The sequence below is a fragment of the Chryseobacterium gilvum genome (genome assembly GCF_025628965.1).
GTDB classification, from domain to species: Bacteria; Bacteroidota; Bacteroidia; order Flavobacteriales; family Weeksellaceae; genus Chryseobacterium; species Chryseobacterium gilvum.
Window position 1 is genome coordinate 91,147 of record NZ_JAOTEN010000002.1, and the last position, 14,446, is coordinate 105,592.

Below are 14,446 nucleotides of genomic sequence, written 5' to 3' on the forward strand. Positions count from 1 at the left end.
TCTTAGTTCTTTTTGAAAGGTAAACCGAAGTGAGTTAATAATGCTTTAGCTTCTTTATCTGTTTTTGCAGTCGTTACAAAAGTAATGTCCATCCCTTGGATTTTCTTTACTTTATCGATTACGATTTCCGGGAAGATAATTTGCTCAGTAATACCTAAGTTATAATTACCTCTTCCGTCGAAACCATCTGCCTTGATTCCAGAAAAATCTCTAATACGTGGCAAAGCAGAAGAAGTCAATCTATCTAAGAATTCGTACATTTTCTGAGCTCTAAGCGTTACTTTAGCACCTACAGGCATCCCTTTTCTTAATTTGAAAGCAGCTTCATCCTTTTTTGAAATAGTACCTACGGCTTTTTGCCCGGTAATATTTGTAAGTTCTTCAACAGCATAATCAATGATTTTTTTATCAGCAGTAGCGTCTCCTAAACCTTGAGATAAGATAATTTTCTCAAGTCTTGGTACCTGCATTACTGATTTGTATCCGAATTCTTCCATCATTGCTGGAACAATGGTTTCGTGATATGCTTTTTTGGGTCTTGCGATATATTCCATGTGTTGTTTAAAATTATAAAGTTTCACCCGTTTTTTTGTCGATTCTTACTTTCTTATCTCCGTCGATTTTATAACCGATTTTGATAGCTTTTCCGTCTTTACCAACTAAAGCTATATTTGAGATATGAATAGAAGCTTCCTTTTCTGTAATTCCTCCTTGAGGATTTGAAGCTGAAGGTTTAACGTGTTTTTTAACGATGTTAAGTCCTGCAACGATTACTCTAGGGTCTTTTCCTTCTTTTTTGATCACCTCAATAACTTCACCGGTTTTACCTTTGATTTCTTTTTTACCAGTGGTAATGATGACGTTATCTCCTCTTTTTATTTTTAACTTTGACATTTTCTTATAAAAATTTTAAAAATTAAAGTACTTCAGGAGCTAATGAAATGATTTTCATATATTCTTTGTCTCTCAACTCACGAGCAACCGGTCCGAAAACACGGGTTCCTCTCATTTCTCCTCCAGCGTTTAGAAGAACACAAGCATTGTCTTCGAATTTGATGTATGAACCATCTTTTCTTCTTACTGCTTTTTTAGTTCTTACCACTACCGCTTTAGATACCTGACCTTTTTTTGCGTTTCCTGATGGTGTAGAATCTTTAATAGTAACTACGATTTTATCACCCACTGAAGCATATCTTCTTCTGGTACCACCCAGAACTCTGATTACCAGTACTTCTTTAGCACCTGTGTTATCAGCAACTTTTAATCTTGATTCTGTTTGTAACATTACTTAGCTTTTTCAATGATTCTTACTAATCTCCATCTTTTACTCTTGCTTAAAGGTCTCGTTTCTTGGATAAGAACTGTATCACCTTCCGTGCATTCGTTGTTTTCGTCGTGTGCGGTATATTTTTTCGTTTTTAATACGAATTTACCGTACATCGGGTGTTTCACTCTGGTCGTCTCACTTACAACAATGGTCTTTTCCATTTTATTGCTGGAAACTATTCCGATTCTTTCTTTTCTTAAGTTTCTTTCCATAATGTATGAAAATCTTATTGTTGTTTAGTGGTTAACTCTGTGTGTAGTCTTGCGATTGTCTTTCTCAAATCTCTGATTTGGATTGGATTTTCAAGCGGACTGATTTTGTGAGCCAATTTCATTTTGGTGAATTCAGCTTTAGCCTCAGCCAATTTTGCCTGAATATCTTCAGCGCTTAGATTTTTAATTTCAGCTTTTTTCATTGTTTCAGAGATTAAAGAGGTTTAACAAAATCGTTTGCGACTACAAATTTGGTCACTACCGGTAATTTCTGTGCAGCAAGTCTTAAAGCTTCTTTAGCGATCTCGTAAGATACTCCTCCGACTTCGAACATAATTTTACCTGGTTTTACTACAGCTACCCAATATTCTACAGCACCTTTACCTTTACCCATCCTTACTTCGGCTGGTTTTTTGGTAATCGGCTTATCCGGGAATATTTTGATCCATAGCTGACCTTCTCTTTTCATATATCTTGTCGCAGCGATACGAGCAGCTTCGATCTGTCTAGCAGTAATCCAAGCACCTTCTGTAGCTTTGATTCCGAAAGTTCCGTAAGCGAGTTGATTACCTCTCTGAGCAATCCCCTTCATCTTCATCTTATGAACTCTACGGAATTTGGTTCTTTTTGGTTGTAACATAATTTCTTAAATTTTAGATTTTAGAATTTAGATTTTAAAAAAGTAACGGTCATTTAAAAACTATCCTCTAAAATTTTATTAATTATTTTTTTTATCTCTTGAAGGTCTTCTGTTATCTCTGTCTCCTCCTCTGTTATTGTTTCCACCACCTGAAGGACCACCTTTCTTCTGCTGTCCTACCAATGGAGAAAGATCTCTTCTACCGTATACTTCTCCTTTCATGATCCAAACTTTAACTCCTAACTTACCGTATTGAGTTAATGCTTCACCGATATGATAATCGATATCTGCTCTGAAAGTTGACAATGGAATTCTTCCGTCTTTGAAAGACTCAGATCTTGCCATTTCAGCACCGTTTAATCTACCGGAGATCTGAACTTTGATCCCTTCTGCACCCATTCTCATGGTAGAAGCGATCGCCATTTTTACAGCTCTTCTGTAAGAAATACGGTTTTCGATCTGCTTTGCAATGCTGTCTGCAACTAATACGGCGTCAAGCTCAGGTCTTTTGATTTCGAAAATATTGATTTGAATATCCTTTTTTGTAAGTTTCTTCAATTCTTCTTTTAACTTGTCAACTTCCTGACCTCCTTTACCGATGATTAATCCCGGTCTAGCGGTCGTAATAGTTACTGTAACTAATTTTAAAGTTCTTTCAATATAAATTTTTGAAATACCTCCTTTAGATAGTCTTGCTTCAAGGTATCTTCTGATTTTGTAGTCTTCAGCGATTCTGTCTCCATAATCGTTTCCGCCAAACCAGTTAGAATCCCATCCTCTGATGATTCCTAATCTGTTACCAATTGGATTTGTCTTCTGTCCCATACCTTGATTAATTTTCTTTTGTACCTAAGATGAGTGTAATGTGGTTTGATCTTTTTCTGATTCTGTACCCTCTACCTTGCGGAGCCGGTCTCAGTCTCTTCAATTGTCTTGCACTGTCTACAAAAATTTCTTTAACGATAAGATTCGCTTCTTCGATATCAGCACCTTCGTTCTTTGACTGCCAGTTGGCCATCGCAGAAAGCAATACTTTCTCTAATTTGTTTGAAGCGTCTTTCTTTGAATATTTAAGGATGCTTAAAGCTTTGTCAACTTCTACCCCTCTGATGATATCAGCAACTAATCTCATCTTTCTCGGAGAAGAAGGGCAATCGTTATGTAATGCTTTTACTACATCTTGATTTGTTAATTTACGTGCTAATGCACTTTCTCTTTTTCTTGATCCCATGATTATCTACTTCCTTTGTTTTTATTACCACCATGACCTCTGAAAGATCTTGTTGGAGAAAATTCGCCTAACTTGTGACCTACCATGTTTTCTGTAACGTAAACCGGGATAAATGATTTCCCGTTGTGTACAGCGATAGTTTGTCCTACGAAGTCCGGAGAGATCATCGATGCTCTAGACCAAGTTTTGATAACTGTCTTCTTACCAGACTCTATGTTTGTCTGAACCTTCTTATCTAAAGTATGATGAATGAATGGTCCTTTTTTAAGTGATCTTGCCATAATTATTTTCTTTTAGATATGATATGACGGTTAGACGCTTTATTTTTCTTTCTGGTTTTGTATCCTTTAGCCGGCATACCGTTTCTAGATCTTGGGTGACCTCCAGAAGAACGACCTTCACCACCTCCCATTGGGTGATCTACAGGGTTCATTACTACTGGTCTTGTTCTAGGTCTTCTTCCTAACCATCTGCTTCTACCTGCTTTACCAGATACTGTTAATTGGTGATCTGAGTTGGAAACCGATCCGATCATTGCATAACATTCAGTAAGGATCATTCTGGATTCTCCTGAAGGCAATTTGATGATCGCATATTTTCCGTCTCTTGACGTTAACTGCGCTGAAGAACCTGCGCTTCTTGCTAAAATCGCCCCTTGACCAGGTTTCATTTCAACACAAGAAATTACAGTACCCAATGGAATGTTTTTCAATTTCATTGCGTTTCCTACGTTCGGCTCTACGCTTTCACCAGAAATAATTTTTTGATCAACTTTGATTCCGTTTGGAGCGATGATGTATCTCTTCTCTCCGTCTGCATACTCTACTAAAGCGATGAAAGCAGTTCTGTTCGGATCATATTCTACAGTTTTTACCGTTGCTTCAACATCATGTTTGTTTCTTTTGAAGTCGATAATTCTGTATTTCTTTTTGTGTCCACCTCCGGTGTAACGCATGGTCATTTTACCAGTTTGGTTACGTCCACCTGACTTACTAATACCAACGGTTAGAGATTTCTCTGGTTTGTTGGTAGTAATTTCCTCAAAATTGTTTACAATTCTGAATCTCTGTCCTGGGGTGATAGGTTTTAATTTTCTAACAGACATTACTATTATTTATAATTAATAATTAATTTACAGCAAAAATGTCGATTACTTCTCCTTCAGCAAGAGTGATAACCGCCTTTTTCAATTTGTTTGTCTTTCCTACTTGAAGACCTTTTTTAGTGTATTTTGAAGAAACTTTAGGCGCATAAATCATGGTTCTAACGTCTGCTACTTTCACACCATAAGCCTGCTCTATCGCATTTTTAATCTGGATTTTATTCGCCTTAGGTTGTACTAAGAAAGAATAAGCCCCTCTTAAATCTGTAAGATAGTTTGCTTTTTCTGAAATAACGGGTTTAATAATTAGTGACATGATTTATTTCTTTAAATTTTCCTGGAATTTTTCTACGGCACCTTCTAAGAAAACGATCTCACCTGCGTTGATTAAGTCATAAGAAGAAATTTCGTTGAATTTCATCACTTTAGTCTTCGGTAAGTTTCTTGAAGATAAATATACATTCTTGTTTGTATCAGGAAGGATGAATAAAGACTTCTTATCGTTCAATGCCAATGCATTTAAGATCGTGATGAAATCTTTAGTTTTAGGAGCAGCAATGCTCAAACCTTCTACAATTCTAATGCTGTTGTCTTTCATTTTCTGAGAAAGAACAGATTTTTTTGCTAATCTCTTAAGCGCTTTGTTCAATTTGAACCTGTAGTCTCTTGGTTTCGGACCGAATACTCTACCTCCACCTCTGAACGTTGGAGATTTAATATCACCGTATCTTGCAGATCCAGATCCTTTTTGCTTCTTAAGTTTTTTCGTAGAAGCGGTAATTTCGCTTCTTTCTTTTGATTTATGAGTTCCTTGTCTCTGAGCGGCAAGGTACTGTTTTACTTCTAAGTAAACCGCGTGCTTATTTGGCTCAATACCGAATACAGATTCGTCTAGAGTTACTTTTTTTCCGGTTTCTTTTCCTGATGTATTTAATACTACTAGTTCCATTTTCTGATAATTACATAAGAATTTTTAGCTCCCGGAACAGCACCTTTTACTACTAAAAGATTTTGTTCTTGATCCACTTTTAATACCTGAAGGTTTTGTACAGTTACCTGCTTACCTCCCATTCTACCCGCCATTCTCATTCCTTTGAATACTCTTGAAGGATCCGATCCCGCACCGATAGAACCTGGAGCTCTTAATCTGTTGTGCTGACCGTGAGTGGCTTGCATTACACCTCCAAAGCCGTGTCTTTTAACAACACCCTGGAAACCTTTACCTTTAGAAGTCCCTGTTACGTCAACAAATTCACCTTCAGCAAATAAGTTTACTTTTACTTCATCTCCTACGCTTACCGTATCAACGAATTCTCTGTAGAATTCTACCAACTTAGCTTTAGGAGCAGAACCAGCCTTTTTGAAATGGCCGGCTAACGCTTTACCAACGTTCTTTTCACTCTTGTCATCGAAACCTAACTGAACAGATTTGTATCCGTCGTTTTCAATGGTTCTGACCTGTAAAACCGAGCAAGGACCTGCTTGAATAACTGTACAAGGAATGTTTTTCCCGTCTTCGTTAAACAAAGATGTCATACCGATTTTTTTACCAATAATACCTGACATTATTTATATAATATGTTATAAAATTTTCTTGTATTGAATTTCATTTTAAAATATCATGAGTAATTTCTAAGTTTGAATTAGGCATACTTCTTTCCTAAAATGAGTGTGCAAATGTATGAATAATTTTCAAAATGACAAATGTTTACTGCAAAATATTTTGATTTTTAACCGTTTAGCAGATTCGGTAAAATTTCGGAAGCCGTTTCGTCATATTATTTCTATTTTTGATAATAAGAAAAACAACCCTACTTGTCATCGTATGTAAAATTTGATTGAACGAAAATCAATTTAAACAGAAATGAAATCTACCTCTGAAAACAATTTATCAATGAAAATCTTTCCGTTCTTCATTTTTCTGTTGCTCCTCATCTCTTGCAAAAAACAGGAAAAACATCCGTATACTTTTTATTATTGGAAAACCAATCTCCGCCTTGACGAAACCGAAAGAAAAACGCTTTCCCGATCTACCTCACCGTATTTATATATCCGCTTTTTCGATATCGATAAAGTAGGCGGAAAATTTCAGCCGGTTGCGGTACTTACCAAAGACAAAAATTTCACCACACAAAAACAGATCGTTCCAACCGTTTTTGTCACCAACCAGACTTTTCTTCACATCAAAGCAAACGAAATTGATTTTCTTGCCAAAAGCATTTATAAACTCATCAGTAAAAAAACTAATGAGTATCATCTCAAAACTAATAATGAAATACAAATTGACTGTGATTGGAATTCTGGGACGAAAGACGATTACTTTGCATTTTTAAAAAAGCTGCAGAAAATATCCGGAAAGGAGGTCTCCTGTACCTTGCGGCTTCATCAGGTAAAAGATAAAAACCTCATGGGAATTCCACCGGTAAAAAAAGTATATCTTATGTGCTATTCTACTTCTTCGCCTCTGGAAAATTCAGGTCATAATTCTATTCTTGATCTTAATGTTATGAAAAGTTATTTGTCCGGATTAGAAACCTATCCTATCCAAAATATAGAAGTTGCATTGCCCATTTATTCCTGGGGAATCGTCACCAACCATCTGGGAAAGCATAAACTGATCAATGCATTATCTGAAAAAGATCTCAAAAATCCTGATTTCAGGAAAATCTCAGACCATGAAATTCTCATTCTTAAAGATGGCTTTTATTTTGGGAACTTTCTAAATAAAGGTTTTAAAATAAAGATTGAAGAAATATCTGCAGAGCAGCTGCGGGAAGCACTACAATTCTTAGACACAAAAATGGATCATTACAGCATTATATATTATCAATTAGACCATAAATTTGTGGAAGGACGAAATTTTAATTATTTTTAATACCGCTATCCCGACACCATTATCCAAAACTAAACAATATGAAAAAGTATATTCTTTCAATTGCCGCTGCTGCGCTTTTGTACACCAATGCAGAAGCTTGCGCATGGGCAGATCCTGATTATGATTACTTTAATCTTTTTACACAAAGCATCATTAAAGATAAATCTTACCTGCCGTTTCTTCATAATTACGGTTCAAGATTTTATACTGACTATAAAACATTTCAGATTCCCGACGAGAATATCGATTCGTGGAGAAAATTTTTTAACAATAAGCTGAATTATTCTGAGACTTACTTTTTGGTCAATAAATTATCAATCAATGATCTCAATGATTTTAAAAAGGGAAACGGCAATACATCCCTATTAAAAAAATTAGGTTCTGGATCTTACCAAAAATACCGTGAGGGGATCGATTATCTCATTGAGGCAAAATATCTTGAGCCTTACATGAAAATCAATTATGTGGAAACGGCCGATTCTTTTTATTACAGGGAAAACGAAAATGACAAAAATGCGACACAATTAGATTACAATAAAACAGTTTCTGCATTAACGTCCTTATACAACGCCGCCAAAAACCCGGAAATCAAACAACGCTATGGTTTCCAGCTGGTGCGTTTCAATCATTATACCAGAAACTATGATGCCGCGCTTCAGGCTTTTAAAACGTATGTTCAGCCTATTTCCCTGAAAGGCGCTGCATATTATATGGCACTGGATCAATTGGCGGGCGCGCAACGAGGTTTGGATATGAGCAGCGAAGCCAACTGGAACTTTTTTCAGGTATTTAAAAACAGCAAAAGCAGAAAAGAGTCTGCTTTTGTATCTATGAAACTTTCGGATAGTGCTTCTTTCAACAATATTCTGAAACGATCAGCCACGAATGATGAAAAGAATATGGCTTATTTTCTTCTTGGATATGAAGATTTCACAAATCCGATTCCCATGATGGAAAAAATGTATGACATTGATCCTAAATCGGAAATCCTGAAAGTCATGGCAGCAAGAAGCATCAATGAGCTGGAAAGAAGCTATCTTCCTACTTATTATTATGAGTCAAAAGATGCGGATAATACGATAAAAGAAAAATCTGAAACCACTTCTGTAGCTCCCGAAGCCAAGCCGAAAGAACTCAGTTTCTGGCAAAAAATTGTGCGGTTTTTTAAAAACCTTTTCAGTTCAAAATCAGACAAAGCTAAGCAAGGAGATCAAAGCAGCCAGAGCGATGATGAGTTGCTGGAAAACCCAAACAGAATCCCTTTTTACACAAAAAATCCAAACTATTATTCAGATAATGAAAATCAAAAAGACTTTCTAAACGATCTGGAGCAATTTACTGAAAAAACCAAAGAAAAATCTGACGATGAATATTGGCAGATTGCAGATGCGTACTTAAAATTTTTAAAGAAAGATTATGATGCAAGTACTGAAATTTTAGAAGACATCAAAACTACTAATCCCGAATATCTTGAAGAAATAAAAAGGATGAAAGTGCTAAATGATATTGTTTCGCAACCTAAAATTACTGCAGAATATGAAGATCATCTGATAAAAGACTACGCTGATTATTTTATCGAAAAGAAAATAGAGAAAGATAGTACCAACCAAGAAGAATATGATGAATATGGAACTCCGCCATCTACCGCATCATTTTTGAAGGATGTCTTGGCAAACCGTTATTTTTTACAGGGAGAAGACGGAAAATCTTTCTTAATGAATAATAAACTTTCTGATCTGCAGTACAATCCTAACTCTACCTTGGTAAAAAGCGTTGAAGATTTTTACAGAAAGCCCGATAAAACACAATTTGAGCAGCAGATCATTGCCAAAAACATGGATAATGTAGGAAATATTGATGCGTTTTTCAATGTCATCTACGGCGACCGCGCCATGAGACTGGCAGATTTTGAAAAGGCTAAATCTTATTATCAAAAAGCACAGAATTTCTCCGGAATTCCGCGTGATAATTATGAAACCTATAATCCAACAACAGGACAGTATGAAAAACTGGTCTATACCGGGCAAAACTATGATGGATATCACAATATTCCGGATCTGGTTTTCGGGCATAATGTCTGGGAAAGTTTTGGCAGTGCAGATAATGAAAGCATGAAAGCTGAAGGTTATTCAGCGTTTCCTTTCATTAAAGCGACTATGAACAAACTTGAACTGGCAGATGCGCTCATCCAGCTGAAAAAAACAGGATACGGAAAGGATCAGAAAGCAGCCGAAGCCAATCAGCTCATCGGAAATGTATTGTACAACACTTCAATTTTAGGCTATTACCGACAGCTTTTTGTGATGGATGTTGACAACAGCAACGGCGGAAAATATGACTTCTGGAGTACCGACAGGAAGACTCCTTATCAGTATTATTATAAAAACTTTACATACACCACCTATATTGAACCTGATAATTTTGATCTCGCTTTACAGTATTATAAAAAGTCGCTTGATTTTTCTACTGACAGAGAACAAAAAGCCAGGGTACTTTTTCAGATGGCAAGCGCCGAACAGGGAAAATATTATCAATACGAAGCTAAAAACCAGCCGCAAACCAATTATGATGATCCTCAATGGTCTGAAAAGAATGATGCTTATCAGAAAAAGTTATCCGATCTTAAAAATCAAAAATACAGAATATATTTTACGCAGCTAAAATCTCAATATTCTGATACTGAAACGGCGAGAACTCTTTTGGGAAGCTGTTCGTATTTTGATTATTTTATGAAAAGATAATCCAGTTTTATACAAAAAACCCTCTGACAAGTCAGAGGGTTTTTTGTAAGTATATATTAAAAATATTATTTCTTAACAAACTTGGTTTTAATATTTGTTCCGTCGTTATCAATGTTGATAAAGTAAACCCCTTTGATCAAATCTTTAACAATGATTTTTCCGTTATTTAAAGTTCCTTTAGAAATCAGTTGTCCTGCAGCACTGAAGATTTCGTAAGAAGCAGATGTTGAAACATTGGTAACATTAATAATGTCATCTGCAGGATTTGGATAAATCTGTACTCCTGCTTTGATACCCCCTGATTCCGAAACGGCCAAAGCACTTACGGTTGCCTGTTTTACAGCATAAAACACATTCCCGATGGATGAAACTCTCAAATGTCCGTTTTTACCTGCCAAAGCTGCCGGAATAAAGACACTCGCAGTACCGCTATTGGAAACTGAAGCTGCTAAAACCGTCCAGGTTGCACCACCGTCAAAAGTATAATCAATTTTTACATTGGCAACATTGTATGGTGAAGCCGTTGTTCCGGAAACCGTCCATGCAACGGTAGAATTCGTATTGGGAGTAAGCGATGTTGTGTTTACGGTAAATGCTGCCGCTGCACCTACCACAATGGTCTGTGTTGCATATGCAGTCTGAGCCTGACCTGCAGGTTTATTGTCTCTTACGGTAACTCTGAAAGTGGTAGTTCTTGCTACAGTGGATGCTGCTTCAAAATCAGCAACATTTTTTACCGTACCTCCTAAAACAGTAGATAACTTAGGGAAATATCTTGTCGGGCTTGTTGTTGCCGGCCAAGATCTGAAACTTGCTCCTGAAGTGGTATTCCCAATAGCAGAAGCTCCGTCACCTGTTCCTGCCGCCTTACCGATACCGTTTGCAATGGTACTGGAATTTACCTGTTCCCAATTGTATGTCAGTGCATCTCCATCCGGATCAGTAGCAGAAGCAGTCAACACAAAAGCAGTTGATTTCGGAATGGTATACGTAGTCGTCATTGGTGCGACAACCGGAGTGTTATTTGCGATTGGAGTTTCAACATCTACCGTTACAGCGTCAAGATTTGTCTGAACCTGATCGATGCTTACACTGTGGAAGTAGGCATCTGAATGTTGCTGTACATCTGTATTAGCACCTGTAATTCCTGCATAACCCATGATTGTAGATCCTGATCCCGGCTCTACGCAAACTCCTGTGCCTTCGTTATAGCTATAGGTATGGTTATCGCCTAATTGATGCCCTATTTCGTGAGCGACATAATCAATATCAAAATTATCGCCCATCGGCACATTATCTGACGGTGAAGTGATTCCGCTTCCTTTGTAATTATCCGGAGAATTGTATGTATATCCACAATCATTATAGGTCGAGAAAGCAGTATCATCACTTCCGATACATCCTATACATCCTGCATTACCGCCTCCTCCTGTAGCACCAAATAAATGTCCTATATCAAAAGTCGCATCGGTAACCCCAAAAGTTCCTCCGTGTAATGCATTCATCAATTCATAATTCCATTTACACATTTGGGCAGAACTGCTGTAAGGATCTGAAGTTGCATCTGTAAAAATAAGGTTCGGAGCATTTACCATATTAAGGTGCAGATTAAACTCCTGCTCAAAAACTCCGTTTACTCTTGTTAAAGTGGCATTCACCTGAGCAAGCGCATTGGCCATTCCCCCAAAATAAGCAGTATATTCTCCTGTAACAGACATTGCCAGTCTGAGTGTATGGTATTTTTTATCACTTGATTTAGCGGCTGAACCTTCTGCCATCAGCTTTTGCATTTTAGCAATAGATTCAGAACTCTCTTTTGTACTGCAAGTAAATGCATGACCGTTTTTAGCGGTTTTCCCGTGAATGGAATAAATTGATTTGTCTGCTGTAGCAGGCTCAATAAATTCATATTTACCATTATTGATGACCATAGATTGGAAATCATTCGGTGCAACACTGAATCTGATATATTTTGTAGGATCATCAATTCCTACGCCTACATACGACCCTAAACTGTACTGATTGGCCAAAGCCTCATCAATTACCGGAAAACTGTTTACGGCAAATTTTTCGATTTTTCCATTTAAAGTAGGAACTTTAATGGTAACGGTTGCCGCATTATTTCCGAATTTCTGGGTATTTACAAGCTGTGTTCTGATCTGATTGATATCGAGTTTATAATATACTGCATCATCACTCTTTCTGATCATTTTTTTCGTATTATTTGTCTGGCTCCATTGTGCATTAACTGTTGAGGCTGCAAGAGCAAATAATAAATAAGGTAACTTTCTTTTCATGTTAAAAATTAATTGCTCAAAATTAGTAATTAATTGAATATAATTTACACTAAATTCATATTTATTAAAATTTTAACAATTAAATACAATTTGTACATGGATATATTTAATTATAGCCTTTGAAATAGTCAAATTTTAATTTTATTTTAATATTTTACCCATAGAAATTTCATGATTACAAGCAAAAAAAATTTAAGAATTGCTGTTTTTGTTCTGTTCGTTAAGCCATTCATTGTGTTTTTGCTGAAACAGCTGTTGCTTACGATCCTGGTTATGGTGCGCCGCATCAATGGAATGTGAAGTATGAATATCGGTGTCTTCTTCAGCAAAATCGGATAACTTTTCATAGTAACAGTGAAGCTGATCCAGTTCTTTTTCCGTAAGATCTTCAATATCTACAATCCTGTTGCTTGCTTTTTCGTTGGCTGCAATCAATTCATTTAGTTTGATATGAATGGCCTTAGAGTCTTTATTCTGTGCTTTCTGAATCAGGAAAACCATTAGAAACGTAATAATAGTCGTTCCTGTGTTGATAACCAGCTGCCAAGTTTCCGAATAGTTAAAAACCGGTCCCGATGCGGCCCATAAGATTACAATTAATGCTGCTCCTATAAATGCTTTGGAACTTCCTGTGAATTTTGCAGCCCAATTCGAAAACCAGTCGAAAAAGCTGTTTTCTGACTTTGACATTTTACTAATTTTATAAATCTGATCAAAAATTCAGCCGAATACAGCTTCGGTCTTATTTTGCGGGATACTTTACAGCCTTGTTGAGCTCGATAGGATTGTTATTTTTCCGGATATTATTCTGCATCATATCAGAAAGTTCTTTTAGCTGGTCCGGACTTTTTACCTCGATTCCCATGACCATAAAATGTGCTGACGGATCGGTATTATTTTTATAATGTTCTTTAAAATCATGGAGCGGATCATTAAAATTATCAAGTAGCATTTTTGCGAGTTGATCTTCTTTGATTTTAATAGGTTTCTGTCCGCCAAAATTTTCAATAATGCTTCGGGTCTCATAGGTTTTGGCTAGTTTGTAGCTTTTTACTAAGGAAAATTTAAAATTATTTTTATCATCATAAATTTCAAATATTAATCCTGGCAAGCCTTTAAATTTATAAGGACCTTCATTTAAATTAATATCTTTTGTAAACCATGCCGTCCAATTTCTCGCCCCAAATTTTGCCGTTGCTTTCTGAAGTTTATATCCTCCAACACTTTTAGTTTCATCTGAAAGTTTCCAATTTATTTTATCTTCAGTATCTATTATAAACATATTCTGGACATGTATATAATTAGAATTGAGGTTCGAATTTTTCTTCCTGATTATTACAGGAGTATCATCCCAGATAATATTATTCTGACCCTTTGTGATATTAGTAGAATCGGTAAGCACAAAATCATAATTATAAAATTTTGTATCAGTAGGATTTATGTCGAGTACCATATTCACTTTTCTGTGTTCAACAGATGTAGAATCCATCTTAAATTGATATTCATAAATAAAACGATGTGTCTGAGCAGATAATGATATACTGATCATGATGAGTAAAAATATTGTTTTCATTACAATTTTTTACAAATATACAAATTAAAAAGAACCTTGCAATACATATTAGTGTTAAAAATAAACTGATATCTTTTAAACAAAAAATCCCTCTTCTTTCGAAAAGGGATGGTATAATGATGATAAATAAATTATCACACTTTAATTTCCACATCTACACCACTTGGCAATTCAAGTTTCATAAGAGCATCCACTGTTTTAGAAGAAGAAGAATAGATATCCATCAATCTCTTGTGAGCAGAAAGTTGGAACTGTTCTCTAGCTTTTTTGTTAACGTGCGGAGATCTCAATACGGTGAAGATTCTCTTGTTTGTAGGCAATGGGATCGGTCCGTTTACAACAGCACCGGTAGCCTTTACCGTTTTTACGATTTTCTCAGCAGACTTGTCTACCAAGTTGTAATCGTAAGATTTTAATTTTATTCTGATTCTTTGTGACATTTCTTTAC

Annotated in this window: 19 protein-coding genes; 2 read left to right on the forward strand and 17 right to left on the reverse strand. The window is 36.1% G+C overall.

The features are described 5' to 3' along the window. Positions 1-2: 2 nt before the first annotated feature. The 13 genes from rplE to rplC all read right to left on the reverse strand — a co-directional run bounded on the left by rplE (position 3) and on the right by rplC (position 6,078). Complete coding sequence (gene rplE / locus N0B16_RS07020) at positions 3-554, reverse strand: 50S ribosomal protein L5 (RefSeq protein WP_129535107.1); 552 nt, start codon at positions 552-554, stop codon at positions 3-5. A 13-nt stretch (positions 555-567) separates the two neighbouring features. Next, entirely contained in the window at positions 568-894 is a 327-nt protein-coding gene (gene rplX / locus N0B16_RS07025; RefSeq protein ID WP_262990079.1) for a 50S ribosomal protein L24, read from the reverse strand. 22 nt (positions 895-916) lie between these two features. Then, positions 917-1,285: a 50S ribosomal protein L14 gene (gene rplN / locus N0B16_RS07030; RefSeq protein WP_034684837.1), complete on the reverse strand. Its 369-nt coding sequence runs from the start codon at positions 1,283-1,285 to the stop codon at positions 917-919. Continuing rightward, positions 1,285-1,542: a 30S ribosomal protein S17 gene (gene rpsQ / locus N0B16_RS07035; protein WP_053073319.1), complete on the reverse strand. Its 258-nt coding sequence runs from the start codon at positions 1,540-1,542 to the stop codon at positions 1,285-1,287. Before rpsQ ends, rplN begins: the two co-directional genes overlap by 1 nt. A gap of 11 nt (positions 1,543-1,553) precedes the next feature. After that, on the reverse strand, positions 1,554-1,742 hold the full coding sequence (gene rpmC, locus N0B16_RS07040) for a 50S ribosomal protein L29 (RefSeq protein ID WP_262990080.1): 189 nt from the start codon (positions 1,740-1,742) through the stop codon (positions 1,554-1,556). A gap of 11 nt (positions 1,743-1,753) precedes the next feature. Further along, complete coding sequence (gene rplP / locus N0B16_RS07045) at positions 1,754-2,179, reverse strand: 50S ribosomal protein L16 (protein ID WP_050378488.1); 426 nt, start codon at positions 2,177-2,179, stop codon at positions 1,754-1,756. A gap of 78 nt (positions 2,180-2,257) precedes the next feature. Next, a complete protein-coding gene (gene rpsC, locus N0B16_RS07050) occupies positions 2,258-3,004 on the reverse strand; it encodes a 30S ribosomal protein S3 (protein WP_262990081.1) in 747 nt (248 codons plus the stop codon). A 7-nt stretch (positions 3,005-3,011) separates the two neighbouring features. Next, positions 3,012-3,410, reverse strand: a complete 399-nt coding sequence (gene rplV / locus N0B16_RS07055; RefSeq protein ID WP_050378486.1) for a 50S ribosomal protein L22 — start codon at positions 3,408-3,410, stop codon at positions 3,012-3,014. A gap of 2 nt (positions 3,411-3,412) precedes the next feature. Continuing rightward, positions 3,413-3,691 (reverse strand): 30S ribosomal protein S19, encoded by a 279-nt coding sequence (gene rpsS / locus N0B16_RS07060; RefSeq protein WP_034702850.1) that lies wholly within the window; start codon positions 3,689-3,691, stop codon positions 3,413-3,415. A gap of 2 nt (positions 3,692-3,693) precedes the next feature. Then, positions 3,694-4,515 carry a 50S ribosomal protein L2 gene (rplB, locus tag N0B16_RS07065; protein WP_262990084.1) on the reverse strand — a complete coding sequence of 274 codons (822 nt, stop codon included), beginning with the start codon at positions 4,513-4,515 and terminating at the stop codon, positions 3,694-3,696. A 22-nt stretch (positions 4,516-4,537) separates the two neighbouring features. After that, positions 4,538-4,828, reverse strand: coding sequence for a 50S ribosomal protein L23 (rplW, locus tag N0B16_RS07070; RefSeq protein ID WP_047442263.1), 291 nt, complete (start codon positions 4,826-4,828; stop codon positions 4,538-4,540). A 3-nt stretch (positions 4,829-4,831) separates the two neighbouring features. After that, the gene (rplD, locus tag N0B16_RS07075; RefSeq protein ID WP_262990086.1) at positions 4,832-5,461 is read right to left on the reverse strand and encodes a 50S ribosomal protein L4; all 630 of its coding nucleotides are present in this window, start codon (positions 5,459-5,461) and stop codon (positions 4,832-4,834) included. Next, entirely contained in the window at positions 5,452-6,078 is a 627-nt protein-coding gene (gene rplC / locus N0B16_RS07080) for a 50S ribosomal protein L3 (RefSeq protein WP_262990088.1), read from the reverse strand. Before rplC ends, rplD begins: the two co-directional genes overlap by 10 nt. A gap of 298 nt (positions 6,079-6,376) precedes the next feature. Between rplC and N0B16_RS07085 the strand changes: the two genes are divergently transcribed. Continuing rightward, positions 6,377-7,387 (forward strand): hypothetical protein, encoded by a 1,011-nt coding sequence (locus tag N0B16_RS07085; RefSeq protein WP_438265269.1) that lies wholly within the window; start codon positions 6,377-6,379, stop codon positions 7,385-7,387. A gap of 38 nt (positions 7,388-7,425) precedes the next feature. Beyond that, positions 7,426-10,128, forward strand: a complete 2,703-nt coding sequence (locus tag N0B16_RS07090) for a hypothetical protein (protein WP_262990090.1) — start codon at positions 7,426-7,428, stop codon at positions 10,126-10,128. Positions 10,129-10,193: 65 nt separating this feature from the next. On the opposite strand, the gene N0B16_RS07095 is transcribed toward N0B16_RS07090, so the two are convergent. The 4 genes from N0B16_RS07095 to rpsJ all read right to left on the reverse strand — a co-directional run bounded on the left by N0B16_RS07095 (position 10,194) and on the right by rpsJ (position 14,438). Further along, complete coding sequence (locus N0B16_RS07095) at positions 10,194-12,425, reverse strand: zinc-dependent metalloprotease (RefSeq protein ID WP_262990092.1); 2,232 nt, start codon at positions 12,423-12,425, stop codon at positions 10,194-10,196. A gap of 192 nt (positions 12,426-12,617) precedes the next feature. After that, positions 12,618-13,115, reverse strand: a complete 498-nt coding sequence (locus N0B16_RS07100) for a low affinity iron permease family protein (RefSeq protein WP_262990093.1) — start codon at positions 13,113-13,115, stop codon at positions 12,618-12,620. 52 nt (positions 13,116-13,167) lie between these two features. Next, a complete protein-coding gene (locus N0B16_RS07105; RefSeq protein ID WP_262990094.1) occupies positions 13,168-13,998 on the reverse strand; it encodes a GLPGLI family protein in 831 nt (276 codons plus the stop codon). Positions 13,999-14,132: 134 nt separating this feature from the next. Continuing rightward, positions 14,133-14,438: a 30S ribosomal protein S10 gene (gene rpsJ / locus N0B16_RS07110; protein ID WP_002661363.1), complete on the reverse strand. Its 306-nt coding sequence runs from the start codon at positions 14,436-14,438 to the stop codon at positions 14,133-14,135. Positions 14,439-14,446 lie beyond the last annotated feature (8 nt).

Coding starts and splice junctions, on each gene's coding strand:
- rplE (WP_129535107.1), bottom strand. CDS start 554: ATGGAATATATCGCAAGACCCAAAAAAGCATATCACGAAACCATTGTT.
- rplX (WP_262990079.1), bottom strand. CDS start 894: ATGTCAAAGTTAAAAATAAAAAGAGGAGATAACGTCATCATTACCACT.
- rplN (WP_034684837.1), bottom strand. CDS start 1,285: ATGTTACAAACAGAATCAAGATTAAAAGTTGCTGATAACACAGGTGCT.
- rpmC (WP_262990080.1), bottom strand. CDS start 1,742: ATGAAAAAAGCTGAAATTAAAAATCTAAGCGCTGAAGATATTCAGGCA.
- rplP (WP_050378488.1), bottom strand. CDS start 2,179: ATGTTACAACCAAAAAGAACCAAATTCCGTAGAGTTCATAAGATGAAG.
- rpsC (WP_262990081.1), bottom strand. CDS start 3,004: ATGGGACAGAAGACAAATCCAATTGGTAACAGATTAGGAATCATCAGA.
- rplV (WP_050378486.1), bottom strand. CDS start 3,410: ATGGGATCAAGAAAAAGAGAAAGTGCATTAGCACGTAAATTAACAAAT.
- rpsS (WP_034702850.1), bottom strand. CDS start 3,691: ATGGCAAGATCACTTAAAAAAGGACCATTCATTCATCATACTTTAGAT.
- rplB (WP_262990084.1), bottom strand. CDS start 4,515: ATGTCTGTTAGAAAATTAAAACCTATCACCCCAGGACAGAGATTCAGA.
- rplW (WP_047442263.1), bottom strand. CDS start 4,828: ATGTCACTAATTATTAAACCCGTTATTTCAGAAAAAGCAAACTATCTT.
- rplD (WP_262990086.1), bottom strand. CDS start 5,461: ATGGAACTAGTAGTATTAAATACATCAGGAAAAGAAACCGGAAAAAAA.
- rplC (WP_262990088.1), bottom strand. CDS start 6,078: ATGTCAGGTATTATTGGTAAAAAAATCGGTATGACATCTTTGTTTAAC.
- N0B16_RS07085 (WP_438265269.1), top strand. CDS start 6,377: ATGAAATCTACCTCTGAAAACAATTTATCAATGAAAATCTTTCCGTTC.
- N0B16_RS07090 (WP_262990090.1), top strand. CDS start 7,426: ATGAAAAAGTATATTCTTTCAATTGCCGCTGCTGCGCTTTTGTACACC.
- N0B16_RS07095 (WP_262990092.1), bottom strand. CDS start 12,425: ATGAAAAGAAAGTTACCTTATTTATTATTTGCTCTTGCAGCCTCAACA.
- N0B16_RS07100 (WP_262990093.1), bottom strand. CDS start 13,115: ATGTCAAAGTCAGAAAACAGCTTTTTCGACTGGTTTTCGAATTGGGCT.
- N0B16_RS07105 (WP_262990094.1), bottom strand. CDS start 13,998: ATGAAAACAATATTTTTACTCATCATGATCAGTATATCATTATCTGCT.
- rpsJ (WP_002661363.1), bottom strand. CDS start 14,438: ATGTCACAAAGAATCAGAATAAAATTAAAATCTTACGATTACAACTTG.